Annotated in this window: 29 protein-coding genes; 12 read left to right on the top strand and 17 right to left on the bottom strand. The window is 65.0% G+C overall.

All coding sequences use genetic code 11. The features are described from left to right. Window positions 1-5: 5 nt before the first annotated feature. Window positions 6-998, bottom strand: a complete 993-nt coding sequence (locus ACM43_RS30835; protein WP_128262639.1) for a tripartite tricarboxylate transporter substrate binding protein — start codon at window positions 996-998, stop codon at window positions 6-8. 216 nt (window positions 999-1,214) lie between these two features. Between ACM43_RS30835 and ACM43_RS30830 the strand changes: the two genes are divergently transcribed. Continuing rightward, a complete protein-coding gene (locus ACM43_RS30830) occupies window positions 1,215-1,694 on the top strand; it encodes an SRPBCC family protein (protein ID WP_271545247.1) in 480 nt (159 codons plus the stop codon). Between the two features lie 7 nt (window positions 1,695-1,701). On the opposite strand, the gene ACM43_RS30825 is transcribed toward ACM43_RS30830, so the two are convergent. The 11 genes from ACM43_RS30825 to ACM43_RS30775 all read right to left on the bottom strand — a co-directional run bounded on the left by ACM43_RS30825 (window position 1,702) and on the right by ACM43_RS30775 (window position 10,350). After that, entirely contained in the window at window positions 1,702-2,472 is a 771-nt protein-coding gene (locus ACM43_RS30825) for a DUF3298 and DUF4163 domain-containing protein (protein WP_404546272.1), read from the bottom strand. Window positions 2,473-2,503: 31 nt separating this feature from the next. Then, a complete protein-coding gene (locus tag ACM43_RS30820) occupies window positions 2,504-2,800 on the bottom strand; it encodes a nucleotidyltransferase family protein (RefSeq protein WP_109144401.1) in 297 nt (98 codons plus the stop codon). A 35-nt stretch (window positions 2,801-2,835) separates the two neighbouring features. Further along, window positions 2,836-4,992: a methylmalonyl-CoA mutase gene (scpA, locus tag ACM43_RS30815; protein ID WP_271545245.1), complete on the bottom strand. Its 2,157-nt coding sequence runs from the start codon at window positions 4,990-4,992 to the stop codon at window positions 2,836-2,838. Continuing rightward, window positions 4,989-5,174, bottom strand: a complete 186-nt coding sequence (locus ACM43_RS30810) for a hypothetical protein (protein WP_157281468.1) — start codon at window positions 5,172-5,174, stop codon at window positions 4,989-4,991. The genes scpA and ACM43_RS30810 overlap by 4 nt, the downstream gene beginning before the upstream one ends. 8 nt (window positions 5,175-5,182) lie before the next feature. Further along, window positions 5,183-5,647, bottom strand: coding sequence for a GFA family protein (locus ACM43_RS30805; RefSeq protein ID WP_057027174.1), 465 nt, complete (start codon window positions 5,645-5,647; stop codon window positions 5,183-5,185). Next, entirely contained in the window at window positions 5,644-7,515 is a 1,872-nt protein-coding gene (locus tag ACM43_RS30800; protein ID WP_271545244.1) for a methylmalonyl-CoA mutase family protein, read from the bottom strand. The genes ACM43_RS30805 and ACM43_RS30800 overlap by 4 nt, the downstream gene beginning before the upstream one ends. 81 nt (window positions 7,516-7,596) lie before the next feature. Next, window positions 7,597-8,088: a 2-amino-4-hydroxy-6-hydroxymethyldihydropteridine diphosphokinase gene (folK, locus tag ACM43_RS30795; RefSeq protein WP_271545243.1), complete on the bottom strand. Its 492-nt coding sequence runs from the start codon at window positions 8,086-8,088 to the stop codon at window positions 7,597-7,599. Window position 8,089: 1 nt separating this feature from the next. After that, window positions 8,090-8,458: a dihydroneopterin aldolase gene (folB, locus tag ACM43_RS30790; protein ID WP_271545242.1), complete on the bottom strand. Its 369-nt coding sequence runs from the start codon at window positions 8,456-8,458 to the stop codon at window positions 8,090-8,092. Continuing rightward, complete coding sequence (gene folP, locus ACM43_RS30785) at window positions 8,455-9,315, bottom strand: dihydropteroate synthase (RefSeq protein WP_271545241.1); 861 nt, start codon at window positions 9,313-9,315, stop codon at window positions 8,455-8,457. The genes folB and folP overlap by 4 nt, the downstream gene beginning before the upstream one ends. 237 nt (window positions 9,316-9,552) lie before the next feature. Beyond that, window positions 9,553-9,960, bottom strand: coding sequence for a DUF4332 domain-containing protein (locus ACM43_RS30780; RefSeq protein ID WP_036005985.1), 408 nt, complete (start codon window positions 9,958-9,960; stop codon window positions 9,553-9,555). A 24-nt stretch (window positions 9,961-9,984) separates the two neighbouring features. Next, a complete protein-coding gene (locus tag ACM43_RS30775; protein ID WP_057027235.1) occupies window positions 9,985-10,350 on the bottom strand; it encodes a hypothetical protein in 366 nt (121 codons plus the stop codon). A gap of 339 nt (window positions 10,351-10,689) precedes the next feature. On the opposite strand from ACM43_RS30775, the gene ACM43_RS30770 reads away from it, so the two are divergent. The 3 genes from ACM43_RS30770 (at window position 10,690) to ACM43_RS30760 (ending at window position 14,089) form a co-directional block, all read left to right on the top strand. After that, window positions 10,690-12,318 carry a helicase HerA-like domain-containing protein gene (locus tag ACM43_RS30770; protein ID WP_271545240.1) on the top strand — a complete coding sequence of 543 codons (1,629 nt, stop codon included), beginning with the start codon at window positions 10,690-10,692 and terminating at the stop codon, window positions 12,316-12,318. Between the two features lie 189 nt (window positions 12,319-12,507). Then, window positions 12,508-12,669, top strand: a complete 162-nt coding sequence (locus tag ACM43_RS30765; protein WP_404542402.1) for a hypothetical protein — start codon at window positions 12,508-12,510, stop codon at window positions 12,667-12,669. A gap of 25 nt (window positions 12,670-12,694) precedes the next feature. Continuing rightward, on the top strand, window positions 12,695-14,089 hold the full coding sequence (locus ACM43_RS30760) for a M20/M25/M40 family metallo-hydrolase (protein ID WP_271545239.1): 1,395 nt from the start codon (window positions 12,695-12,697) through the stop codon (window positions 14,087-14,089). A 238-nt stretch (window positions 14,090-14,327) separates the two neighbouring features. Here ACM43_RS30760 and ACM43_RS30755 read toward each other — a convergent pair whose 3' ends face one another. Both ACM43_RS30755 and ACM43_RS30750 read right to left on the bottom strand, forming a co-directional pair. After that, window positions 14,328-15,107 carry a class II aldolase/adducin family protein gene (locus ACM43_RS30755; RefSeq protein WP_271545238.1) on the bottom strand — a complete coding sequence of 260 codons (780 nt, stop codon included), beginning with the start codon at window positions 15,105-15,107 and terminating at the stop codon, window positions 14,328-14,330. Window positions 15,108-15,315: 208 nt separating this feature from the next. Beyond that, window positions 15,316-16,965 carry a glycosyltransferase family 39 protein gene (locus ACM43_RS30750; RefSeq protein WP_271545237.1) on the bottom strand — a complete coding sequence of 550 codons (1,650 nt, stop codon included), beginning with the start codon at window positions 16,963-16,965 and terminating at the stop codon, window positions 15,316-15,318. 330 nt (window positions 16,966-17,295) lie between these two features. Between ACM43_RS30750 and ACM43_RS30745 the strand changes: the two genes are divergently transcribed. Both ACM43_RS30745 and ACM43_RS30740 read left to right on the top strand, forming a co-directional pair. Beyond that, on the top strand, window positions 17,296-18,156 hold the full coding sequence (locus ACM43_RS30745) for a DUF308 domain-containing protein (RefSeq protein WP_271545236.1): 861 nt from the start codon (window positions 17,296-17,298) through the stop codon (window positions 18,154-18,156). Between the two features lie 144 nt (window positions 18,157-18,300). After that, on the top strand, window positions 18,301-18,720 hold the full coding sequence (locus ACM43_RS30740) for a MucR family transcriptional regulator (protein WP_157282430.1): 420 nt from the start codon (window positions 18,301-18,303) through the stop codon (window positions 18,718-18,720). Window positions 18,721-18,881: 161 nt separating this feature from the next. On the opposite strand, the gene ACM43_RS30735 is transcribed toward ACM43_RS30740, so the two are convergent. Together ACM43_RS30735 and ACM43_RS30730 are read right to left on the bottom strand one after the other, a co-directional pair. Beyond that, window positions 18,882-19,310, bottom strand: a complete 429-nt coding sequence (locus tag ACM43_RS30735) for a SufE family protein (protein WP_157282431.1) — start codon at window positions 19,308-19,310, stop codon at window positions 18,882-18,884. A gap of 69 nt (window positions 19,311-19,379) precedes the next feature. Beyond that, window positions 19,380-19,835 (bottom strand): DUF5330 domain-containing protein, encoded by a 456-nt coding sequence (locus tag ACM43_RS30730; protein ID WP_271545235.1) that lies wholly within the window; start codon window positions 19,833-19,835, stop codon window positions 19,380-19,382. A gap of 413 nt (window positions 19,836-20,248) precedes the next feature. Here ACM43_RS30730 and ACM43_RS30725 point away from each other — a divergent pair, with 413 nt between their 5' ends. The 5 genes from ACM43_RS30725 to ACM43_RS30705 all read left to right on the top strand — a co-directional run bounded on the left by ACM43_RS30725 (window position 20,249) and on the right by ACM43_RS30705 (window position 23,798). After that, window positions 20,249-22,099 (top strand): sensor histidine kinase, encoded by a 1,851-nt coding sequence (locus ACM43_RS30725; protein ID WP_271545234.1) that lies wholly within the window; start codon window positions 20,249-20,251, stop codon window positions 22,097-22,099. Further along, window positions 22,092-22,808 (top strand): peptidoglycan-binding domain-containing protein, encoded by a 717-nt coding sequence (locus ACM43_RS30720; RefSeq protein ID WP_271545233.1) that lies wholly within the window; start codon window positions 22,092-22,094, stop codon window positions 22,806-22,808. The genes ACM43_RS30725 and ACM43_RS30720 overlap by 8 nt, the downstream gene beginning before the upstream one ends. Before the next feature lie 107 nt (window positions 22,809-22,915). Next, window positions 22,916-23,176 (top strand): BrnT family toxin, encoded by a 261-nt coding sequence (locus ACM43_RS30715; protein WP_271545232.1) that lies wholly within the window; start codon window positions 22,916-22,918, stop codon window positions 23,174-23,176. Beyond that, entirely contained in the window at window positions 23,157-23,450 is a 294-nt protein-coding gene (locus tag ACM43_RS30710; RefSeq protein WP_271545231.1) for a BrnA antitoxin family protein, read from the top strand. The genes ACM43_RS30715 and ACM43_RS30710 overlap by 20 nt, the downstream gene beginning before the upstream one ends. 3 nt (window positions 23,451-23,453) lie before the next feature. Then, complete coding sequence (locus ACM43_RS30705; RefSeq protein WP_225149869.1) at window positions 23,454-23,798, top strand: DUF1491 family protein; 345 nt, start codon at window positions 23,454-23,456, stop codon at window positions 23,796-23,798. 84 nt (window positions 23,799-23,882) lie between these two features. Here the strand turns inward: ACM43_RS30705 and ACM43_RS30700 are convergent, their stop codons facing one another. After that, on the bottom strand, window positions 23,883-24,857 hold the full coding sequence (locus tag ACM43_RS30700; RefSeq protein WP_271545230.1) for a DUF2336 domain-containing protein: 975 nt from the start codon (window positions 24,855-24,857) through the stop codon (window positions 23,883-23,885). Between the two features lie 253 nt (window positions 24,858-25,110). On the opposite strand from ACM43_RS30700, the gene ACM43_RS30695 reads away from it, so the two are divergent. After that, window positions 25,111-25,299: a hypothetical protein gene (locus ACM43_RS30695; RefSeq protein ID WP_271545229.1), complete on the top strand. Its 189-nt coding sequence runs from the start codon at window positions 25,111-25,113 to the stop codon at window positions 25,297-25,299. Window positions 25,300-25,304: the final 5 nt, after the last annotated feature.

Here is a 25,304-nt window from a genome sequence, read left to right as displayed (position 1 = left end):
GCGGATCACGCCTTGCTCAGGCCCGCGGCCTTCATCGCCTCGCCCATTTGGGCGTCGCCCTTGTCCATGAAGCCCGCGAAATGGGCCGCATCGCCCCACACGGTGCCGAAGCCGCGATTGCTCATGAAGTCCTTGAACTCGGCGGAGTCGTAGACCTTCTTCAGCGCGGCGGTGAGCTTGGTTGCGATCTCCGGCGGCAGATTTTTCGGCCCCGCAATGCCGCGCCAGGCGCCGGTTGCGTAGTCGATGCCCATGGCCTCCTTCAGCGTCGGCACGTCCTTGAACACCGGATTGCGCGCGGGCGCCATGATGGCAAGGCTCCTGGCCTTGCCGGCCTCGATGATGGCGCGCGCTTCCGGCACCGAGCAGGTGGTGAGATCGACACCGCCGGCCGCGAGATCCTGCATTGCGGGTGCCGCGCCGTTCGACGGCACCCAGGCGACCTGGTTGGCGGGCAGGCCCATCGCCTGCATCCAGCCGACCAGCGCCAGATGCCAGATGCCGCCCTGGCCGGTGCCGGAGGCCTTGAACTTCCCCGGAGGCGCCGCCTTGATCGCGTCGGCGAGCTCCTTGACCGTCTTGTAGGGCGAGGAGGAGGAGACCTGGATGCCGGGCGGATCCTCGTTCATCAGCGCCAGCGGCGTGTAGCTCTTCGGCGTCAGGTCGGTGAGGCCCTGCCAGTGCATCATCGAGATTTCGACGGTCAGCATGCCGATGGTGTAGCCGTCGGGCTGCGCGGTCGCGATCGCGCTATGGCCGACCACGCCGGAGCCGCCGGTGCGGTTGACCACGTTGAAGGGCTGGCCGAGGTCTTTCTCCAGCAGTGCTGCGACGATGCGCGCGGTGGCATCGGTGCCGCCGCCGGCGCCCCAGGGCACGATCACGGTGACCGGCCGGGCCGGATAGGCTTGCGCAAGTGCGGGCTTGAAGCCGAAAGCGGCGGAGGCCGCGATAGCGGCGGTGGAAGCCGCAAAGGTGCGGCGTGAAATCTTGGACATTGAATCCCTCCCAGCGGCGCCCGTGATGCCGGGCGCTCTTGTCAACTCGGGCATTCTAGTCGGCTTTGCGTCGCCGCCGCAAGGTAGCGCTACCAACCGGAAGGCCATGTTGTGTGAAAGCAGACGCCTCCTCGAACGGGCGGTCGGAAATCGGGTGGGTTTTGTCCGCGCGCCTGGCCAACCTCTGCGCGCAACGAAACCAAAGGCAAGCCACCGATGACCCAAGCCTATTACAGCGCCGTGCTGGACCACCCGCTCGACGACGTCTGGTCCCTGATCCGCGATTTCAACAACTACCCCGCTTATATCGACGGCGTGAGCGAGAGCGAGATCGAAGACAACAGGCGCGGCGATGAAGTCGGCGCCGTCAGGCGCTTCTGCTATCTCGGAAACTGGATCCGCCAGCGCCTGGTCGGTCACTCGGACGACCAGCACAGCCTGACCTATGCCGGTCTCGAAGCGATACCCTATCCGCAAGACGACGGCGGCCCGAGTCCGGCGCCGACGCGCTACCAAGGCACCATGCACCTGCGTCCGATCATCGAGGGCAACCGAACCTTCATCGAATGGTCGGTTGCGCTCGAAACTGAACCTGCGGACGCCGAGCGCTGGAAAGCGTTGTTTGCCTCCTGGATTCCCGATTGGACGGATTCCCTCGCGCGGACGCTGGCCCGAACCCGTCCGCGATCCCGTTAGCCTGAGCTCACGGCTCGTCCGCGTCGCCCTTGGGCCGCGCGCCGCCGAAGATGCGGGCGCCCTCGGCCGTGAGGTAAGGCCTCAGCGTCTCCCACGGCACGAAGGCGACATACTCGCCCTCGGCGTAGGGACCGACGGCATAGGGCGGATAGTGGAAGGTGAGGCCGGAGCTCTTGCCGGCCGCGGTGGAGGGCCCGAGCGTCACCGCGCCGATCTTGAGGAGGCGCGGCTCCACGGACTTGAACCACTCGTCGGTCGCGGTCTCTCCGGCGCCGCGCTTCTTTTTCTCGTCCTTGATCGAAGCGATGATGGCCTTCACCATCGCCTTCATAGTGGGGCCGCCATCGGCGGTCTCGGTGAAGAACGGGCGGATCGAGATGCGCTTGTTCGCGGCCTTGTCCCACAGGATTGTGTTCACGTCCGAGTTGGGATGCGCGCCGCCTGTGTTCATGTAGTCGTTGCGCAGGACGCTGACATACCGGTCGGCAACCACGGAGCGGATTTCATATTTGCGCTCGAACTCCCAGCCGCCCTCCTTGAAGAACTGCGGGTCCGCTTTGTGCGCGGCAGCGGCTTCCGCGCCATTCTTGTCGAGCCACTTCTTGCCCTCCGCGAGGCAGTCCGCCGCCAGCGCCGCATCCGCCTTGATCCTGTCGCCGAGGAAGACGCGCGCTTCGATGCTCTTGGTCTTGACGATCGTATCGGGTTTGGGATCGGCGGCGTGGGCGGAAAACGCACATGTTGCGCTCAGCGCCAGGGCGACGCTCAAACCGGCGATGAACTTCAAGGTTAGTGCTCCTGCGTGAGCGTCAGAATATTTCGACAATATCGTCCGCGATCCGCTCCGCAAAGCGGGGAGAAATGGAGCGGCGAACAGTTGCCTGTGCTTGCAAGCCAGTCGCATCCTCGATGATGTGCTCGACATCGATCAAGTTGAGCAGGGAAAACGAGGTGTCCGGCTCGATCTCGACGAGCACGTCGATATCGCTATCAGGCCGATAATCGTTGCCGGCTCGCGAGCCGAAGATGGCAAGCTTTGCTACGCCCTTGCCTCTGATGGCATCCGCGTTCTTGCGTATCGCAGCGACGATTTCGTCACGCGTCATGGACACACCTGGCCGTCACACGGCCAGTCTATCATCTACTCCGCCGCCTCGCTATGCCCCAGCCGGGCGTTCAGCTTGCGGATCAGCTCCTCGGCGGCGTCCGCGATCACCGTGCCGGGCGGGAAGATCGCCTCGGCGCCGGCGGCATAGAGCGCATCGTAATCCTGCGGCGGCACCACGCCGCCGACGATGATCATGATGTCGTCGCGGCCCTGCTTCTTCAGCGCGGCTTTCAGCTCCGGCACAGCGGTGAGGTGGGCGGCGGCCAGCGAGGAGACGCCGAGAATGTGCACGTCATTCTCGACCGCCTGCCGCGCGGCTTCGTCGGCGGTGGCAAACAGCGGCCCGATGTCGACGTCGAAGCCGATATCGGCGAACGCCGACGCGATCACCTTCTGGCCGCGGTCATGGCCGTCCTGGCCGATCTTGGCGACCAGGATGCGCGGGCGGCGGCCTTCGGCCTCCTCGAAGGCGTCGATCAGCGCCTGAACCTTCTCGACCTGGGTGCCCATGCTGGACGCCTCCCGCTTGTAGACGCCGGTGATGGATTTGATCTCGGCGCGGTGCCGGCCGAACACCTTCTCCATCGCGTCCGAGATCTCGCCGACGGTCGCCTTGGCGCGTGCCGCATCGATCGCGAGCGCCAGCAGATTGCCGTTGCCTTCGCCGGCCGAGCGCGTCAGCGCGGCGAGGGCGGCATCGACCTCCTGCTGGTTGCGCTCGGCCTTCAGCCGCTTGAGCTTGTCGATCTGAAGCCGGCGCACATTGGTGTTGTCGACCTTCAGGATCTCGATTTTGTCCTCGTCGGTTGGCTTGTACTTGTTGACGCCGATCACCGCCTGCTTGCCGGCATCGATACGTGCCTGCGTCTTGGCCGAGGCCTCCTCGATGCGCAGCTTCGGCACGCCGGCCTCGATCGCCTTCGCCATGCCGCCGAGCTCCTCCACCTCCTGGATGTGGCCCCAGGCCTTGGCGGCGAGGTCGCGCGTGAGCCGCTCGACATAATACGAGCCGCCCCAGGGATCGATGATGCGGGTGGTGCCGCTCTCCTGCTGCAGGAAGAGCTGGGTGTTGCGGGCGATGCGCGCCGAGAAATCGGTCGGCAACGCCAAGGCCTCGTCGAGCGCGTTGGTGTGCAGCGATTGGGTGTGGCCTTGCGTGGCCGCCATCGCTTCCACCGTAGTACGCATCACGTTGTTGAAGACGTCCTGCGCGGTCAGCGACCAGCCCGAGGTCTGGCTGTGCGTGCGCAGCGACAGCGAGCGCGGGTCTTTCGGATTGAACGGCTTGAGCAGCTTCGCCCAAAGCAGGCGCGCCGCGCGCAGCTTGGCAACCTCCATGAAGAAGTTCATGCCGATCGCCCAGAAGAACGACAGGCGCGGCGCGAAGCGGTCGACGTCGAGGCCTGCGGCAAGGCCGGCGCGCAAATATTCGACGCCGTCGGCCAGCGTATAGGCGAGCTCGAGATCCTGCGTCGCGCCGGCCTCCTGCATGTGATAGCCGGAGATCGAGATCGAATTGTACTTCGGCATCTTTTGAGAGGTGTACGCGAAGATATCAGAGATGATCCGCATCGAGGGCGCGGGTGGATAGATGTAGGTGTTGCGCACCATGAACTCTTTTAGAATGTCATTCTGAATGGTGCCCGACAGCTTCTCCGGCGGCACGCCCTGTTCCTCGGCAGCGGCGACATAGAGCGCGAGGATCGGCAGCACCGCGCCGTTCATGGTCATGGACACGCTCATCTGGTCGAGCGGAATCCCTGCAAACAGCGTGCGCATGTCGTAGATGGAATCGATGGCAACGCCGGCCATGCCGACATCGCCGCCGACGCGCGGATGATCCGAGTCATAGCCGCGGTGAGTGGCAAGGTCGAAGGCGACAGAGAGGCCCTTTTGCCCCGCCGCGAGATTGCGGCGATAGAACGCGTTGGAATCCTCCGCCGTGGAGAAGCCGGCATATTGCCTGACCGTCCAGGGCTGGTTGACGTACATGGTCGGGTAGGGGCCGCGCAGGTACGGCGCGATGCCCGGATAGGTCTCGAGAAAATCGAGCCCGGCCAGATCAGCCTCGCCATAAGCGGGCTTCACCAGAATGCCCTCCGGCGTCAGCCACGGTTCGGCGCTGCCGGCAGGGGTGGCAGTTGCAGCTCGCTCGAAAGCGACCTCGGCGAAATTGGGAATGCGGGTCATTCCTTGGAATCCTCAAACCTGCGATTGCGCTCGATCAGCTTTTGCACATTCTTCTTGTAAACGGGATCGTCCAGGCGGCTCTGAGTCACTCGGCCGGTCCCGTCCCAGAGCAGCCATGCGAGCAGCTTTTCAGTCTTCCATTCTGCCAGACCGAGCAACGCTTGTCCGAGCAGTTGAAACATGGACCGCCTCAATCATGATCCGGATGCTGATGGCTGACGATGGTCGCCATCTTCTCCGGTCCGTAATTCTGCTGCGTTGTCTGGCTCGGCAAATTGGCGATGCCGACGACCCAGCCGAGGCGGGATTCGATGCCGAACTGCCGCGTCGGCACCACCCGGTCAGGGCGATCGAAGGTACCGGTCATGATCTCGATCCGGTCGCCGTCGATGCGGCCGAAGCTCAGCGGTGTGCCGCAGGCGGCGCAATAGCCGCGATCGGCGATCGAGGAGGAGCGGAAGAACGACGGCTTGCCCTTGGTCCAGGCGAAATCGGTCTTGTTGATGTCGGCCAAAGAGGCGAACGGCGCGCCGCTCGCCTTCTGGCACATCCGGCAGTGGCAGATCGAAATCCTGGTCGGCGCCGTCATGACCGCAAATCGCACGGCGCCGCATTGGCAGCCGCCGGTGAGAACGGGTTTGCTGGTGTCGGTCATCGCTGTTCCATCCGTCGGTAGGCGTCCTGCAGTGCCGCAAGCGCATCGCCTCCGGCGAAGACAAAGCCCGTGACGCCGGCGGCTCGCAGCGCCGCCTCGGCCTCGGCCGGCCGGCCCGCCAGGTAGATATGTCGCCCGCCGGCCAATTGCAGGGCCTTTGCCGCGGCCTCGGCGTGTTCCGCATAACCCTTGTCGCTGGAACACAGACAGGCCAGCTCGGCGCCGGAGGCCTTGAAGGCCGCGGCCAGCTTGGCCGAATCGGCAAAGCCCTCGCTGCCTGTGGCCTCAATGCCGCCCGCCTCAAAAAAGCTCTTCGCGAACGTTGCGCGCGCGGTGAAATCGGCGGGCGTGCCGAGATTGGCCAGGAACACCTTTGGCCGTGCGCCCCGCGCCTTCAAACTCGCGTCGGATTTGTCGCGCAGCGCCTCGAACGGTTCCGCGAGACGGATCGGAGGCAGCGCCTCGAACTTGTAGGTCTGTTCGCCGTAGGGCGGAAGCGCGATCGGCGCTGCCTTCAGGACAGTGGCTTCGCTCTCGTGCAGGTTCGGAAACTCGCTGGCGCCGGTCAGTATGTCCCTGCGCTTCGCGATATTGGCCTCGCGCGCCTTGCGCGTGGCCGCGACCTTGCTTTGGAACACACCCTGCTGAAGCGCCGCGAACGCGCCACCGGCGCTCTCGCTCTCCTGGAACAGTGCCCACGCGGCATCGCACAGCTGCGCCGTCAGCGTCTCGATGCCGCCAGCCCCCGCCGCGGGATCGCTGACCTTGGCGAGGTTGCATTCTTCCAGCAGCAGAAGCTGCGTGTTACGCGCCACGCGCCGCGCGAACGGATCGGGCAGGCCGAGCGCCAGCGTATGCGGCAGCACGGTGATGGCATTGGCACCGGCCAGTCCCGCGGCGAACGCCGCCATGGTCGCGCGCAGCATGTTCACGTAGGGATCGCGTTGCGTCAGCATGCGCCAGGCGGTATCGGCCGCGATGAACAGCGGTTTCGGCGCCAGCCCGCAAGCGGTCTCGATGCGCGCCCATAGCAGCCGCAGGGCGCGGAACTTGGCCATGGTCAGGAATTGGTCGGCATCGGCGGCGAGCCGCGCATAGACCATGTCCTGCGCGGCTTCCAGCGGAATGCCCGCGCCTTCGATCGCGCGCAGGTAAGCGAGGCCGCAGGCGAGCACGAATGCGAGCTCCTGCACCTCCGAGCCGCCGGCATCATGGATCACGCGGCCGTCGGCGGAGGCGAACGGCCCCTTGAAGCCGAGCCCGGCGAGGCCCTTGATGGCGCCCGTAATCGCAGGGGCAACTTCGTCCCAGGTATAGGGGCTGTGGCCCCACACCGCGCCCGCCGCGAGCGGGTCGAGCCCGAAGCGGATGTTGCAGGCGCCGGGATCGAGGCCGTTGCTCTTCACATATTCCGCGACATGGATCGCGGCCATCCGCGATTGCGGTCCGATCTCGAGCTCGATGCCGATGCCGGCGTCGAGGTGAATGTCTTTCAGGATCTTTGCCACCGCCTCGGCCGACGGTTCCAGGCCGAACCCGCGCGCGCCATTGGCGCCGGCAAACACCAGCGCAAGCCCGCTCGCACCGTTCTCCAGATCCTGCAGCGCCTGCGCGTTCGCGAGCGCCGCATCGGGATGGTCGATCCGCTGCACGATCTGCCACGGCGCAGCCGGCGGTCGGCCCATCACCGGCACAACGCCCTTCGCGCGCGGATAGAGCGGCTCGATCTTGATGCCGTCATAGGTCTTGCCGACCAGCTTCTCGAACGGCGCGCCCTTCAGCACGCCGTCGACCAGCTTGCGCCAGTCCTCAGGCGTGGCCTTGGGAAAATCCGCCGCCAGCGGCAGGTCGTCAGTCACGGAGGTCATGCGGCGCGGGGCTCCCGAAAATCTTGTTATTCGCAGGCGAAATTGCCATGGCGGACCGTTCCTGCAAACGGTTGTTTTTGGTTAACCGGTATCCGGAAGCCGCTCAATCCCTTGCGTCGAGACGCTGGCGAGCCCGTCACGCACACGAATGGCTGAGATCACGCGGTCAGGTGCGATTTCGGCCAGCGGCACCAGCACGAAGGCGCGTTCGAACAGGCGCGGATGCGGCAGCGTCAAATCGGGCTTCTGCAAGGAGACATCGTCGTAGGCGATCATGTCGAGATCGAGCGTGCGCGGGCCCCAGCGCCGGTCTTTCTCGCGCGTGCGGCCGAATTTCTGCTCGACTTTCTGCAGCACGAACAATAGCGCATGCGGATCGAGGCTGGTCTCGATCTCGATGCAGGCATTGATGAAGGGATCCTGGTCCTCGTCGCCCCAGGGCGGGGTGGCATAGTCGGACGAGCGCGCGATCAGCGCCGCCTGTGCCATGCCGCAGATATGCGCGATCGCCTTCTTGAACGTCGTGCGGACGTCGCCGACATTGCCGCCAAGTGCGATCAGCACGCTCGCCATGCTAGGGATGCCGCGAGCGCGTCAGCACGATGCCGACATCGTCGAAGATCGCGGCGATCGGCGCGTGCGGCTTGTGCACGGTGACCTTCACGGCGCGGATGCGCGGAAAGTGCGACAGGATGGCATCGGCCACCGCGCCGGCCGCGCGCTCCAGGAGCTTGTAATTGGTATTCTTGAACGCCGCCGTCGTCGTCGTCACGACATCGGCGTAGGACACCGTGTCCGCGAGCCGGTCGCTGCGCGCAGGCTCGGACAGGTCGGTATAGAGCTCGAGATCGATGACGAAACGCTGGCCGACCTCGGTTTCGTGATCCATCACGCCGTGGCGGGCATGGATCGACAGGCCGGTGACGAAGATCGTGTCGGTCATTGCTTGCTCTCGATGGCCTGCGCCACCCGCAGGGCCTGCAGGGTTTCGGCGACGTCATGGGTCCGGATGATCTTGGCGCCGCGCTGCGCGGCGACCAGATGCGCCGCGATCGAGCCGGCGAGCCGCTCCGATGGCTCGGACGGCGACACCGAGGCGATGAAGCGTTTGCGAGAGGCGCCGACCAGGATCGGCAGGCCGAACATGTCGAGCTCGCGCAAGCGCGCCAGCGCGGTCATGCTCTGCTCGGCGGTCTTGCCGAAGCCGATCCCGGGATCGAGCACGATTTTTTCGCGCGCGATGCCTGTCTTCGCGGCAATATCGAGCGAGCGCAGGAAGAATGTCTTGATATCAGCGACGATGTCGATGGCGGGATCGACGCTGTCGCGGTTGTGCATGACGATGACCGGAACGCCCCTGGCGGCGATCAGCGGTGCCATGCCGGCGTCGCGCTGCAGGCCCCAAACGTCGTTGGCGATCGCCGCGCCCTGGTCGAGCGCGAAGGCCACCACCTCCGCCTTCATGCTGTCGATCGAGACGGGCACACCGAGCGCCACGACGTCCGATAGCACCGGCTTCAGCCGCGCGAGCTCTTCCGCCGCCGTGACCGGCCGGGCGCCCTTGTAGGGCCGGGTGGATTCGGCGCCGATATCGATGATGTCGACGCCGGCGGCGATCATCGCCCGCGCCCGCTCCAGCGCCCGCGCCGGCGCGGTGAACTCGCCGCCGTCGGAGAAGGAATCCGGGGTGATGTTGAGCACGCCCATCACCGCAGGAAGCGGCCCGCCCACGAGCGTCCGCAGTGCGCCGATCCCGGCCGAGCCGGCCGGCGGGACGGAAGGGGAGGGCGAGGCATTCATGCGGCCCGCTTTGCGCGGTCGCGAAGGGGGTGTCAAGCCGGGATTGAGGGCGATTCGCGGCCATTCCGATGCGCACAGACGGCCGAAAGGATGCGATGTTTTTGCCCACACGCCGTCATTGCGAGCGCAGCGAAGCAACCCAGAGTGTCACCGCGGAAAGATTCTGGATTGCTTCGCTGCGCTCGCAATGACGATGCGGGAGCAGTGGTACCCCACCTCTCCGGCTTGATCCGCAGCTTAGTACGTAATCTTCGGCGGCAGCTTCTTGGCCTTGGCGATGATGTCGCCGACCGACTTCTCGGAAGGCAGGACGCGGACCAGCTTCTTCTTCTCGTTGGCCTCGCGCATGCTCTGCGCCAACCTCGCCGGATTTCGATAGGCGAGCTCGCGCACGGTGGTGACGCCGGCGGCGCGGACGAGCCCGACCTTGGCCCTGCCCATGCCGGGGATGCGCATGTAGTCGGAGACGTTGGCCCATTCCAGCAATTGCTGCTCGCTGATGCCGGTCTTGGCCGAAAGCGCCTTGCGGCCCTTCACGGTGGACGCCGCCTCGAGCAGCGCGTCGGTGGTGCGGATTCCTTGCGCCTTCAACTTGTTGGCGGCAAAGGCCGGCAGGCCCTCAATCTCGGAAATCGGATATGTCATGATACTCGATATGAAAAGCGTCGCTCAGGCGAACTGGCTGAGGCCCGGCGTCCCCGCGATGATCTTGCCCATCTGATCCGCTCCGATTTTGTCTCGCCCGTAGCGGAAAAGTTCACGGGCGACGTTTTGAATCTCGGACATGCCGAGCCCCAGGCCCATCAGGCGGGTGCCGACGGCCATCAAGCCGCCGCCCATCAGCCGCGACAGACCGCCACCGCTCTTGGAGGCTTCGATCGCAGCTTCCGCTCCGGGGATCTGGTCGATCAGGGCCTGCACACTGTCGGAAGGGCCCTCGTTGCGAAGGAAGGCCAGGATAATGCCGACGGTCTTTTCAGCGACAGCACCATCTATGCTGGCGTTTGTCGCCAGCCGTCCGATCAGCTCGTCCATAAGACCCCGCCCCTCAGCCGGTTTGCATGCCGGAATATTGCTTTCGAAAATGATCTTGAGCCGGTGTGACGTGAAATACAAGCGATGAACGCAGGCGCCGTCGCGAACGCGCGAAAAGTGTTGCCGCCGTGCAAGAGCCTAGAACGAATCGGCGAAAAATTGCCGCTATGCGAAACGCCTCGTTGCTACTTTGGGCTGACCGTGTCCGTCCGGTCGGACAATGTCGCATGCGCAGGAGCCGCTGAACCGATTTAATCGGCGCACGAGATGCGTTAAACTACGGAATTGGTGCATTCGGGTTTCGAGACGCGAAACTCGGCAGAGAGATCAGAGAGAATAATGACCGCACAGGACAGCAAGCTCGGCGATACCGACGACAAGATCTTCGTCGGCAAGGGAGACGAGCAGGCTTGGCTGACGCTTGCGCTGGCCAATCGCCACGGCCTCGTCACGGGTGCAACCGGAACCGGCAAGACGGTGTCGCTGCAAGTGATGGCGGAAGGATTTGCGCGCGCCGGTGTTCCGGTCTTCGCGGCCGACATCAAGGGCGACCTCTCCGGAATCTCGGAAGTCGGCGAGGCCAAAGACTTCATTCTCAAGCGCGCCGGCGAAATGGGTCTCAAGTTTCAGCCGGACCAGTTCTCGACCGTGTTCTGGGACGTGTTCGGCGAGCAGGGACATCCGGTCCGCGCCACCGTCACCGAAATGGGGCCGCTATTGCTGGCGCGGATGCTCGACCTGAACGAGGTGCAGGAAGGGGTTCTCAACGTCGCATTCCGCGTCGCGGACGAGAACGGCCTGCCATTGTTGGACATGAAGGATCTGCGATCGCTGTTGGATGCGATCGTGCCCGCCAGCGGCAAGAAGGGACCGGATGCTGAGGAAGATCCGTTAGCCGAGATCCGGAAGGCCGCGCAGAGCTTCGGCAATGTGAGCAAGGCGACGGTTGGAACCATTCAACGCCAGCTGCTGGTGCTGGAAAACCAGGGCGGAACGAAATTCTTCGGTGAGCCTGCACTGGAGCTGAAGGATTTCATGAAGACCGATAGCGACGGTCGCGGCATCGTCAACATCCTGGTTGCCGACAAGCTGATGGAGAGCCCCAGGCTCTACGCTACCTTTCTGTTGTGGTTGCTGTCGGAGTTGTTTGAGGAATTGCCGGAAGCCGGCGACCTGCCGAAGCCAAAACTGGTGTTCTTTTTCGACGAGGCGCATCTGCTGTTCAACGATGCGCCGAAGGCGTTGATGGACAAGATCGAGCAGGTGGTTCGTCTGATCCGTTCCAAGGGCGTCGGCGTCTATTTCGTCACCCAAAATCCGATCGACGTGCCGGACAAGGTGTTGGCCCAATTGGGCGGTCGCGTGCAGCATGCGCTGCGCGCCTTCACGCCGCGCGACCAGAAGGCGGTTGCCGCTGCGGCGCAGACCTTCCGGCCCAACCCGAAGCTCGACACCGCCAAGGTGATCACGGAGCTCGGCAAGGGCGAGGCGCTGGTGTCCTTCCTCGAGGGCAACGGCACGCCTTCGATGGTGGAGCGGGTGATGATCCGGCCGCCGACGGCGCGGATCGGGCCGATCATGCCCGAGGAGCGCAAGGCGATCATGAGCAGGAGCCCGGTGAGGGGCAAATACGATACCGCGGTGGATCGTGAGTCCGCCAATGAGATGCTGCAGAAGCGCGTAGCCGGCACGGCTGCGCCTGCCGACGCACAAAATGGTGGAGCCGGCGCAGGCGGCGGAATCCTTGGCCAGATCGGCTCGATCGTCGGCACCGTCTTCGGCACCAACGTCAAGCGAGGTCGTCTGTCGACCGGCCAGGTCATTGCCCGCGACGTGACGCGATCGGTCACCAACCAGGTGATCGGCGGGATGGCCGCCAATATCGGCAAGTCGCTCGGCGGCCAGCTCGGCGGCTCGATCGGCCGTACGCTGGTCCGCGGCGCGCTCGGCGGATTGCTACGGCGTTAGGCAGAGCGCCCGGCGGGCAAGCATGCATCGACCCCTTTCGCGATCTGCAAGGGGCCGAACGTCACACATCGTAGTGAGGCGACTCCCTAAGCCCCTGCCGGTCTGCTAGGTCCTGGACGATCCCAACAAGCCGCCGCGTCCCATGCATGTGATCGACCTCGACTACAATACGGCGAACTGGCCATCCTCATGCTGCTGTCGCTGCCGTGGTTTCCGCTCGCCTTCCAGGCTTGGGGCAACAACCTCGCTGCGACCGCCATCCTCGCAGGGTGTCTCGCCTGGCACATCCGGCATCCGCCGCTTGCGGCTGGCCCCGAGGCCGCACGGGCGCTAAAACCCGGGACCTCTTGAGACTCAAACAACCAGGATAGCAATCATGGCCAACGCGCAGCTCCAATCCGTGCTCGACCACATCGACAAGGATTTCGACAACAGCCTGCAGCGCCTGTTCTCGTTGCTGCGGATCAAGTCGATCTCGGCCGATCCCGCCTTCGCCGATGATTGCAAGGCTGCCGCCGAGCATCTCGCCAGGGACATCGCCAGCCTCGGTGTCGCCACCGAGGTGAGGCCGACCGCGGGTCATCCCGCCGTCGTCGGCAAGACCGGCGCGGGCGGGCGGCCGCACGTGCTGTTCTACGGCCATTACGATGTGCAGCCGGTCGACCCGCTCGATCTCTGGCATCGTCCGCCGTTCGAGCCCGTCGTCACCGATCATGCCGACGGCCGCAAGATCATCGTCGCGCGCGGCGCCGAGGACGATAAAGGGCAGGTGATGACGTTCGTCGAGGCCTGCCGCGCCTGGAAGAAGGTGACGGGCTCGCTGCCGGTCGACGTCACCTTCCTGATCGAAGGCGAGGAGGAGGTCGGCTCGAAGAACTTCGTGCCCTTCATCGAGGCCAACAAGGACGAGTTCAAGGCCGATTACGTGCTGGTGTGCGACACCAGCATGTGGGACCGCAACACGCCGGCGATCACGACCTCGCTGCGCGGCCTGCTCTATGAAGAGCTCAAGATCACCGCCGCCAATCGCGATCTGCATTCCGGCGTGTTCGGCGGCACCGCGATGAACCCGATCCGCCTGCTCACGAAGATCCTGGGTGGCCTGTTCGACGACGACAACCGCATCACCATCCCCGGCTTCTATGACGGCGTGAAGGACACGCCGCCCGATATCCTGGAGCAGTGGAAGAAGCTCGATTTCACGCCCGAGACCTTTCTCAAGCCGGTCGGGCTGTCGCTCCCGGCTGGCGAGAAGGGCAGGCTGCTGGTCGAGCAGGCCTCGACGCGCCCGACCTGCGACGTCAACGGCATCTGGGGCGGCTATATCGGCGAGGGCTCCAAGACCGTGATCCCCTCGCATGCTTCGGCCAAGGTCTCGTTCCGCCTGGTTCAGGGCCAGGACCCGCAAAAGATCCGCAAGGCGTTCCGTGATTACGTGACGGGGCGCATTCCCGGCGACTGCAAGGTCAAGTTCGGCGACCATTCTGCCGCGCCCGCAGTCGCGCTCGACTGGACCATGAAGCCGCTCGCCGCCGCCAGCAAGGCGCTCGCGGAGGAATGGGGCAAGGAGACCGTGCTGATGGGCTCGGGCGCCTCGATCCCGATCGTCGCCGACTTCAAGCGCACGCTCGGCCTCGACTCGCTGCTGGTGGGGTTTGGCCTTGACGACGACAACATCCACTCGCCGAACGAGAAATACGACCTGCAGAGCTTCCAGAAGGGCATCCGCTCCTGGGCAAGGATCCTCGCCGCGCTGGCGGAGGTGAAATAACGCACGGTGCCGTAGGGCGGGCAAAGCGCAGCGTGCCCACTACTTCGCGCGCAAGCCGCAAGATGGTGGGCACGGCGCGATGCGCCTTTGCCCACCCTACGAGACCTCACCCCGTCATTGCTTCGCTGCGCTCGCAATGACGACTCAAATAAAAACGCCGCCCGGAATTGGGCGGCGTTTCATTCCGATACGTGCAGAGGTAGTTTGACGCAAACACTACCTCAATTTCGTGAAAATCTCAAGACCTGTAGCCGGGATTGACGCGGTCGAGCTTCCGCAGCAAGGGCGGCCAAACGAGATTGGTGGCGCGCAGCTCGGCGCGGTCGCGGTTCGACAACAGCTCCGTGTTCTTCTCGATCGCGATCTCCTCGACCGGATAGACCGGCGTGCCGAGCGCGCGCGTGCGCACCTGCATCGAGCAGGCGCGCTCGAGATGGTACATGCGCTCGAACGCGGAGGCGACCGAGCGGCCGACCGTCAGCGTGCCGTGATTGCGCAGGAGCATGTGGTTGTGGTCGCCGAGATCCTTCTGCAGCCGCGGCCGCTCCTCGTGGTCGAGCGCGATGCCTTCATAGTCGTGATAGGCGAGGTCGTGGGTGACGAGCTGGGCGGTCTGGTTCAGGGGCAAGAGGCCTTCCGCGCTGCTCGACACCGCGGTTCCGTCGAGAGTGTGGAGGTGCAGCACGCAGATCGCGTCCTCGCGCACCTCGTGGATCGCCGAATGGATGGTGAAGCCGGCAGGGTTGATGCTGTACTCGCTCTCGGAGAGCTGATTGCCGTGCAGGTCGACCTTGACGAGGCTGGAGGCCGTGATTTCCTCAAACATCAGCCCGTAGGGATTGATCAGGAAGTGATGGTCGGGACCGGGCACGCGCGCGGAGATGTGGGTGTCGACCAGATCGTCCCAGCCGTAGAGGGCGACCAGGCGATAGCAGGCGGCGAGATTGACCCGTTGCTGCCACTCCGCCTCCGTCATGTTGGAGGGGACTTCCCTCAGGCGAGCTTCTGCTGGCGACATGGCTGATCTCTCCGAACCTCGTTGTTGCGGAACGGGAGCGTAGTCGCGGGAGAGGCTTGCGGCAAGGCGCGAGGAGCGTGGCTGTCAAGCGTGGCCCGCATGGAGCGCGTAGCCCGCATGGAGCGAAGCGGAATGCGGGGCAGCTCGCACGATGCCACAGGTCCCGGATTACGCTTCGCTCCATCCGGGCTACGGATACGGAGAAATCCTACGGCGCCGGGATCGACAGCAGGCTGGAAATGCCGCGGCCGCGGATGTCGTAGACGCGCGCGAACACCACGTCGTCGCGCTTGATCTCGACCATGACCGGGGCGGTGAGGCCCTTGCAGTAGAACTCGCCGAGCGTCATGGCGAAATCGGCCGCGTTGGAATCCCAGCCGATGGTGAAGTCGGGCCCGAGCGCCACCTGGGCCGGGCGCTGCGGACCACACACCGCCACCTTCCATTTGCGGTTGCCGGGCGGCACTTCCTGGCGCTCGACGAGCTGCTCGCGCAATCCGTCGGAGGCCTGCTTCAGGGCGAGACCCCAATAGTCCAGCATGAAGCGGTCGTCGGCGCCGCGCACGGTGCCGGCGATGTGGTTGAAGTGCGTGTATTGATAGGGGTGCAGCCGGATCATCTCGGCGAGCGACAGCGCAAGGCCGAAGCAGAAGGTGGCGAGCACGACCGGCTGCCAAGTGCGGTGATTGGCCCGCAGGCGCTCCATCGTCCGGGCGAAGGCGACGCCGCCGAGCACCGCCATCGGCGGGATCACGAAGACGAAATGGCGGATGCCGTTGTAGAGCGCCGGGCGCTTCACCATCGCGATCGCGAGCGGCAGGGTCGCAGCCAGCGTCAGCATCAGGAGGATGGTCTTGCGGCGCGCCGGAACCTCGCGCCGCGGCAGCATGGCGAAGGTGCTGACGATCGCACCGCCCATCAGAACCAGCATCACCTCGGGCAGCTGCAGGGCGAACAGCGTCGGCAGATACGACCAGGGCATGTCGGGCACCGACACGATCGCACCGTCGAACATCTCCTTCCACGGCTTCTCGAAGAAATGCGAGAAGTAGGTCAGCGCCGCCAAGGGATTGCCTGGCTCCATGATCGACCACGGCCAGATCAGGCCCATCACGAGGTAGCCGAGCACGAGGCCTGGCAGCAGCACATAGACGACATGGACGAAGCGGCGAACGGATTCGCGCGGACCTTCGGTGCGCAATTCCTCCAGCAACAGCGGCACGAAGCCGACCACGGCGTAGACGAGCGCGAGTCCGCCGAGAACACGGCAGCCGAGCGAAAGGCCGGCCCCCAAGCCGACGATCAGGATCGTGCGCGGCGATGGCTGCGGATATTCCTCGGCGAGCCGGACGAGGCCGAGCATCAGGACGACCATGGCGACCGCGAAGGGTGCATCCTTCGGGTTCATGAACATGTGGCCGTAAAAGGTCGGGCAGAGCGCAAGCAGGAGGAGGGAGGCCAGACCGGCAAGGGGTCCGCCGATGCGGCGGCCGAGCCGCCATGTCACGGCAAGCCCGATTACGCCGACGATGGCGCCGACCAGACGGCGGGTCTCGAACAGCTCGAGCGGAATGACCTTGTGCAGCAGGGCCGCGACCATGTCGAAGCCGCCGCCATACATGTAGAGATTGGCGAAGGAGAGTGCTGCGGTGTCCTTGAAGCCGGAACCGAACATGCGCAGCAGCAGGTCGGCATATTCGGCGTGGGTGTAGTCATCCCAGCCGAGCCCGTAGTCGCGGAAGGTCAAGCCCGCAATGACGGCGACCGCGGCCAGCACCAGCATGGCGAGATCGTCGCAAGTCCGTTCGATCGAGCGCCGCTGAGGCGTGTCGATCGCCGAAGTCGTGATGGATGTCATGGCTATCGGTGCCCCGGAATCCCCTTTTGGCCCTGCTGGCGCGCGCGGGCCTCAACCCCGGACTCCCTATAGCGCAGTTCCATTACCAAGTAATTGGGCATTATGGCTAAATTCCTGATGCGACGCAGCAATTCCGGTTGGCACCCATTCAGATGACTTTGCGAGCAGCTTTAGCAGTAGCGAGCCTCGGCTGAAGGGAATGTGAATAAGTCCCTGATTTCCTTCCCTTTAGGAACACTGCCCAGAATTGGCCGTTGGCGTGGAACAGCGTATGACGGTATCGTGGCGTAGCGGTTCTCGCGCGTGGATGCGCGGCCGGGGGTGAGTTCGATGAATTTGGCATTGCTGATCGTGGGGATTTGCGCCGTGCTGGCGGGTCTCCTCGCGGTGATTTTCGGCATGACGATCAGGGAATTCAGCCTCGGCGGGACTCTCATAGTCTCCGGCACCATTGGCGTCTGCTCCGGAATGTTACTGATCGGCCTGCATCTGGTGCTGCTCGAGCTCAGGGGCATCGCACGCCGGCTGGCCGGTGCGGTCGCGCCATCCGAGGTTCGGGTCAGGCCCGCGCTGCCGGGCCTCGCTGTGCCTGGCGTAGTCGCGCCCGAGCCGGTGCCCGCTGCGGCGGTGAGAGCCGAGCCGGCGCCGCCGCCACCGCCCGCAAGTCCGCCGCCATGGCAGAGCGAAGCTGCCGCGCGCGAGCGGCCGCATGCCGAGGCACCGCAGCAGGAGCCGGAAGCCCCGACCCCGCCTCCCGCTCCGGAAGCGTCGCGCCGGCGCAACCTGCTGTTCGCCTCGACCTCACGCAAGGAGCGCGAGCGCGCGGAGGCGAAATCCGGTGAAGTTGCGCCGCCGCCTGCGGAGGCGGGTGAGGCTCCCAACTTTCCGCCGCCTGCGAGCTTTGACGTGGCCTGGCCGAAGCCGGACCGTACGCGCGCGTCGGAGCCGCAGGCCGCCCCGCGCCGTCCGCCGCCGCGCTCGCCGTCGCCCCCCGCAGAGACCGCCCCACCGTCGCCACCCGAGCCGCCGCCCGTGGAGCCCGCACCCGTGACGGTGCTCAAGTCCGGCGTCGTCGATGGCATGGCCTATTCGCTCTATTCCGATGGCTCCATCGAGGCGCAGATGCCGGAGGGCATGATGCGCTTTGCCTCGATCGACGAGCTCCGCGCCCATCTCGACCAGCGCGGTTGAGGCGGTCCGCTGAAGTAAAGCGGCGCCTTTCACCAGTAATCAGTGCATCGTCGTCAGTTGTCGTGTTCTAGCCGAATGTATTCTTGACAGTGAATACTTCGGTGGCGTCAATCCCGTAACCACAAGCGGACAAGGGAGGGGCGCATGTCGGATGCGGGGGCGAAGAATTTCATCGAGCTGACCGCGAGCATCGTGTCGGCCTATCTCCGCAACAATCCGACGCCGGCGGCCGAGATTCCGAACCTGATCAGTCAGGTGCATGGCGCCTTGGTGCGGGTCTCGTCAGGCCGCACCGAGACCGCGCCGCTGGAGCCGGCCAAGCCCGCCGTCTCGCTCAAGAAGTCGATCGCGCCCGATTATCTCGTGTGCCTCGAAGACGGCAAGCGCTTCAAGTCGCTGAAGCGCCATTTGCGCACGCAGTACAACATGACGCCGGAGCAGTACCGCGAGAAGTGGGGCTTGCCGGCCGACTATCCCATGGTCGCCCCGAACTATGCGGTGGCGCGCTCGCAACTGGCCAAGCAGATGGGCCTCGGGCAGCAGCAGCGGAAGAAGGGGAAGTAGTTCAGGCCCGAGATCCCGTAGGGTGGGCAAAGGCGCTCTTGCGCCGTGCCCACGAATTCTCACCAATCACACGCAAATGGTGGGCACGCTCCGCTTTGCCAACCCTACGGCAGTTTGCTGTGTGGTTCGGTACGTGCGCTCCTCACTCGAGCGGGCTTTGCTCACGTCGCTTCCGCGAGCGCCTCTCTCGCATCGGTCTTGATGCGCTCGACCATCGAGCGCAGGCCGTTGGAGCGCTGCGGCGTCAGATGATCGCGAAAGCCGAACTCGTTGAACACGGCGATCGCGTCGGTATCGAGGATCTCCCGCGGCGTGCGGCCCGAATACAGCGCGAGCACGATCGCGACCAGCCCGCGCACGATATGGGCGTCACTGTCGCCGCGATATTTCAGGACCGGCTCGCCATTGCTGCGATCGACCGTCTTCTGCAGCCAGACCTGGCTGACGCAGCCCTGGACCTTGTTCTGGGCCGAGTGTTCTGCCTCCGGCATCGGTTCCAGAGTGCGGCCGAGCTCGATGACGTACCGGTAGCGGTCGTCCCACTCGTCCAGAAGCTCGAAATTGTCCCTGATATCGTCGATCGTCGTCATATCGGCCCGCAGTTCCCGCTTACCGCCAATATAGAGACGCGAAGCCCTGAAATCGATAGGGCTTGGACGCTAATTCGCCGGCCCCGGTCCGCGCCATTCGAGCGCAAGGTCATCCTGGGTCAGGGTATCGCGCGGCGCCTCGCTCGCTGCAAGATCGCCTTCGCCGGCCTGCGCGATCGAGCCGGTATGGTCGGGCGCCTTCTTGCTGTCGGTCTTGCCGTCGTTCCTGCCGCCGTCGTTCTTGTCGTTGGTGATCTGCTCTTTCTTGTCGTTGATGATCTGATAGAGCTTCTTCGCGCCGTCCTGGGCGCGCTGGCCGATGATGGTCGCGGCCTGGCCGCCGACCTCGCAGGCCGCCGGCTGGCGCTTACAGAACTGGGTCACGTCGGAAACGGCCGCGGTCGCGGCCTGCACCGCATCGGCGGCGCCGATCTGCGGCAGCTTGTCCGATTCGGGCGTCTTGTCCCGCGGCAGGAGCACCAGCACCAGCCCGAGCCAGAATGTGATGCGGAGCAGAAAGCGCATCTTATCGACCTGTCCGTTAGACTCCGCCCGCGGCGATCTCCCGCGGATGTCGGACCTAGCGATCCTCGATAAATCGCAAGTGATTGCCTTGAGCTTAATTCGCGGAAAATTGACGCAAAATTCTTCCGCAGCGACGTTCCGGTAAATTTTCGATTGACGCCACCGCCCGTGTTTCTGCCGGCCACCCCGCATCCACCAATTCGAAACCATGCGGAGCAGGGTGAAACCCTGCGTTCACCATTCGCAGCGAAGACGTCGCCAAATCGTCTAAAAAGCTCCGCGATAACGCGGTGTCCGGCCCCACGCTGTGCCGCCTTAGCACTCGTTTAAGGTCGCTCTGACACGGTAGCTCAACGACAAGGAGGCGTTCCGGCGCGTCTTCCAAGAGACGATTGAGCCGAAGCGCGAGACCCGTGACAGTTTTGAGTATCATCCGCGATTGTCTCGATGCACTGCTGCATCCCTCCGCGCGCTACGATGCGCTGATGCGCGCACGGCATCGCGCCTTCATGGCACCGCGGCTGCTCGGCAGCCTAGCCGCCTTCGCTGCATTTCCGGTCTATCTCGCCATGCGCGGCGCGCCGAGCGCGATCGAGGTCGCGGCCTTTGCCTGGCTGATCGCGCCGATCATGTTGTCCTGGTTCCTGTCGCGCACCGGCCGTTACGAGGGCGCGCACGTGCTGTCGTCGCTGGCGCTCGCCGGCCTGATCATGGCCGTCGCGATCACGACGGGCGGCATCGAATCCTTCGCCGCGGTCTGGCTGATCGTGGTTCCGCTCGAAGCTGCGCTGTCGGCCTCGCGCCGCGTCGCGGCGTTCGCCTCGCTGCTCGCGCTGTCCTGCGCCGGAATGCTGATCCTGGTGAGCCAGCTCGGCTGGTTGCCGGTGGTTGAGCCGAGTGCCGCCGAGCGCGGCGTGCTGATGGCTTTCGGCGTCACGTCTGCCACTCTTTATGCCGCCGGTCTCGCCTTCGGCGCGGAATCGCTCGCGCGCACCAGCGTTGCGCTGTTGTCGCGCGAGGAGGAGCGTTACCGCCTGCTGGCGCGCAACATGAGCGATGTCATCTCGCGGCATCAGCGCAACGGTGCGGTGCAATTCATCTCGCCGGCGGTGGAGGCCATGCTCGGCATGCAGGTGGCCCAACTGCTCGGCCACGGCCTGTTCGACCGCGTCCACGTCGCCGATCGGCCGGCCTATCTCACGGCACTGTCCGACGCGGCGCGCGGCGAGGTGCGCAGCGTCGAGTTCAGGCTGCGGCGCGAGCCCGCCGCCGAGCGCGGCCAGGTCGATTTCATCTGGGTCGAGATGCGCTGCCGTCCGCTCGATCAGGACGGCGCGCGTGACGTCACGTGCGAAGCCGAAGTCGTTGCCGTGATGCGCGACGTCACCGACCGCAAGCTTTTCGAGCAGGCGCTGGACCAGGCGCGCAGCGCCGCCGAAGCGGCCGATGCCGCCAAGACGCGCTTCCTCGCCACCATGAGCCACGAGCTGCGCACGCCGCTCAACGCCATCATCGGCTTCTCCGAGATGATCGCGCAGGAGCAGACCCTGATGCTGGGTGCTGCGCAGCGCAAGGAATACGCCCAGCTGATCAACGATTCCGGCCAGCACCTGCTGTCGGTCGTCAACGGCATCCTGGACATGTCGAAGATGGAATCGGGCAATTTCGAGATCGCGTCCGAGCCGTTCGCGCCGCGCGCTTCGCTATTGCATTGCTGCAATCTGCTGGCGCTGAAGGCGCGGGAGAACGGCATCGACCTGATCACCGACGCGCCGCAGGACCTGCCCGTCATGACTGGCGATCCCAGGGCCTTCAAGCAGATCGTGCTCAACCTCGTCGCCAACGCCATCAAGTTCACCGAGCGCGGCGGTCAGGTCTGCGTATCGGCCGCCGTGTCCGGTTCGCAGCTGACGCTGCGCATCAGCGACACCGGCGTCGGCATCGCGCCCGACGATCTCAAGCGCATTGGCGCACCGTTCTTCCAGGCCGGCACAACCTATCAGCGCCGTCACGAGGGCACCGGCCTTGGACTTTCGATCGTGAAGAGCCTCGTGGCGTTGCATCTCGGCGAATTGACGGTACAAAGCAGGTTGGGCGAGGGCACCGCGGTCACCGTCAAGTTGCCGCTCGTCTACACGCCGCCGCAAGCCAAGCCGGCCGAGCGCAAGATTGCGACGCTGACGCCGGCGCTGCGTCAGGATCTTCAGGACCAAGCTCACGACCAGTCTCAGGACCAACCCGCTCTGGTGAAGAAAAGTGCCTAAGAAGTCTGCCAAGGACGAAGCCGCTCCGCGCCGCCGTGGCGCCAAAGCTGCGGTCATCGACGTCGAGACCGAGCGCAACCTCGTGATGCGCGTGCTGCTGCACAGCCCCAAGGACACGCTGGCAGGCCTCGTCGCCGTCGCCGCGATCGCCGCGATCGTTGCCAATGCGCTGTTCCTCCAGACCGGCCGGCACCCCGCGCCGATGTTCGGCACGGTGATCAATCTTCCCGCGCCGTCGTCCGTGCCGCTGTCGAATCCCATGCCGCGTCCACGTCCCGTCGGCGCCGATACCTCGCCGCTCGAGCCGCGCGCCACCGAGTTCCGCGTCGAGCCCAAGCCTGTCGAGCCCAAACCCCCCGAGCGTGCCGCCGAGAAGCCGCCCGAGAAGCCGGTCGAGGCGACCGCCTCGACGCGCTCGAATGATCCGATGACCAATCTGGTCAAGGCGACCACTTCGACGCCGCCCGCGGCGCTGCGTCCGCCGGCGCCGATCCCGGCGCAAAGCCCGGCCGCACGCCGCATTGCCGGCGTGCAGCGCGCGCTGTCCGAATACGGCTACGGCAATCTGAAGATCACGGGCACCATGAGCGGCGAGACCCAGGCCGCGATCCAGAAATTCGAGCGCGAGCACAAGATGCAGGTCACCGGCCAGGTCTCCGACCGTCTGCTGCGCGAGCTCGCCGCTGCGATCGGCCGCCCGGTCGAATAAGCACCAGGCCGGCGCAGAGTCACAGTCCCATGTGCGCTCGGTGCCTCCGCGGGGAGGGATGTCGCCACAATTGACTTCAGATTATTTTGTAGTTACAAAATAATCTTGTGAAGATCGTTTGGGATGAGCCAAAGCGCCGAGCCAATCTCGACAAGCACGGGATGGATTTCGCAGATATCAACGAGACCTTCTTCGACAATGCTTTGGTTTTGGCCACTTATGGCAACCGCTGGCGCGCGATCGGTATCAACATTCGTGGCGTCATCTCGGTGATCTTCGCGTCCCTCGGAGCCGAGGGCGTCAGCATCGTCAGCATGCGTTCTGCCAGCAGGAAGGAAAGGAGGCTCTATGAAGAAAGCCGTCGCTAAGAAGGGCTACACCGCACGGGACATGCGAGCTGTGAGCGACAATCCGGAATGGACCAAGGATGACTTTGCTAAGGCCAAGACTTTCGACGAGGTTTTCCCCGGCATGCGGAAGGGCCGCGGTCCCAATAGAGCCCCGACGAAACAACAGGTGACCTTGCGCCTGAGTCCGGCCGTGCTCGATCACTTTAAGGCGGAAGGTCCGGGTTGGCAGAGCAGGATCGACGAAGAGCTGATCAAGGTGGTGAAGCGCAAGCGCACCTCCGCCGCGGGTTAGCTCATGCGTTTGAAATCCAACATTTGGGTGGCGGCTTACCTCCGTCGCTGCCAGACCGAGGGCGTGTTCGGCGCCGTGCGGCGTCGCGGTGCCGAGGAAGCGGGCGCGGTGTTCGTGAAGGTGTCGCTGCTCGACGGCAATGCGATGCTGTATGCGCCGGCGCCGCAGACCGTCTATGACGACGGCCGGCCGGTCGATCGCTTCTTCGTCCCTGTCGCGCCGCAGCCTCTGCCGGATCACACGATCGAGGAGCGGCTGATCAAGGAAATCCGCTTCGATCCGGATGCCTGGATCGTCGAGACCGAGGATCGCGCGGGCCGGCATTTTCTGGAATTGGCGAAGGCGTAGCCTCAACCGTCATTGCTCGCAATGATGGGGTTGGAGTTCGTTGCGTGCCTCACCGCTGCCGCTCGCTGAGGCGGCGTAAGCAAATCAGCGATCCGACGAATTAGTCCCCGTCCGCACCGCCGGGCTCGAGCCGGGCTGCACGCCCGGCCGCGTCTGGCTCGCGCCGGCACGTGCGCGCTGGCGCTCCCCGTCATGCAGCGAGGACTGATACTTCGCGCGGGTGACCGCGAGCGTCGAGCCGCGCCAGGCCGCCAGCATCACCAGCGCCGATCGCTCGGCGAGGCGGTCGTAGAGCCGCGACAGACGGTACACGGCGGTCACGGACGTGCCGATCTCCGGCTTGAAGAACAAGAGAATGCGCTGGAACACCGGGCTCGGCATGTCGAGCGCGCGCGCGGCGACGGCAAGCGCCTCGCCGCCGGCATCATCGACGATCTGGGCTGCAACGCGCGAGGGCAGGATCAGGCTGTCGCCGAGCTCGAAGGTGAAGCTTTCGATATCGCCCGCGATCGCCGCCATCTCCAGGATCTGGATCGCGCGCTTGGCGCGCACGGTCGGAATACGGGGGGCGGCTTTCAGCGGGGTCTGCGCCAGATTGTGCAGGATCAGCGCGCGCTCGGAGGCGCCGGCGCGGAAGAACATGTCGTGGATCTCGGCCGCCTCTTTCGGCTGCATCGCCATGTTGGCGGCCATGCGTTGCTCGGCCTCGGTCGGCACGCGCGCCGGAGCAGACGCGCGCGGCGGGGCGGGGATCTCCCGGGCCAGTGGAACCCTGCGGCCTTCCTGGGTCGCGACCAAGCCTAGCTTCTGCAGGATCGGGACGGGCGTCTGCGGATAGACCGCGAGGCGGGCCTTGACGGCCGCGCGCGTCGCATCGTCGACCTGGTCGATCAGCCGCGTGGCGAGTTCGACGAATTGCCGCTGCTCGTCGTCGCTGTGGGTGCTCGTCTGGACGTAGAGGTCGGTCAGCACGCGCAGCAGCGTCGGACGGACATCGACACCTTCGCGACGGGACAGGGTCATCAGCCCGTCGAATCCGGGAAACAGCGACTTGGTCATGGAGGCGTACGCAACTCGGGAAAGACTTGGTGGCGAGCCTAGCGCAGCTTCGTTTAAAGCCTCGTTAAGGAAAACGAGGCGTGAAGCCGGCCCTGCAATTTGAGGCGTTGTCGTGCCGCAACGGGACGGCGCGGCGCGGTCCGTGCGGCTACGGTTGAAGCGGCCCGTTTACACCCCGTTAACCATGAGCTGATCTTAATGAATGCATGTTGCTGGGGCGCGTTCGGTCGCGCGGCAATTGAAGAGAGCTGACATGGGGACCATCATCGAATTTCCGGCCGGTCGCCGGGTGGGCTCGTCGGGGGATGTCGCTCCGCGCGCGGACATGGGAATGGTCCTGATCCTTCCCGTGATTCGAATCGAGCGCGAGGCGGACGAAACCAGCGGCGATCGCGGGCCGGAGCAGGGCACAGCGCCGGGGCGCCGTCGTCGCCGCCGCTGACATCC

It is taken from the genome of Bradyrhizobium sp. CCBAU 45321, assembly GCF_028128975.1.
Classification (GTDB): domain Bacteria; phylum Pseudomonadota; class Alphaproteobacteria; order Rhizobiales; family Xanthobacteraceae; genus Bradyrhizobium; species Bradyrhizobium yuanmingense.
Note: the sequence above shows the minus strand (reverse complement) of the source record. Positions and strands in the feature narration are given on the sequence as shown.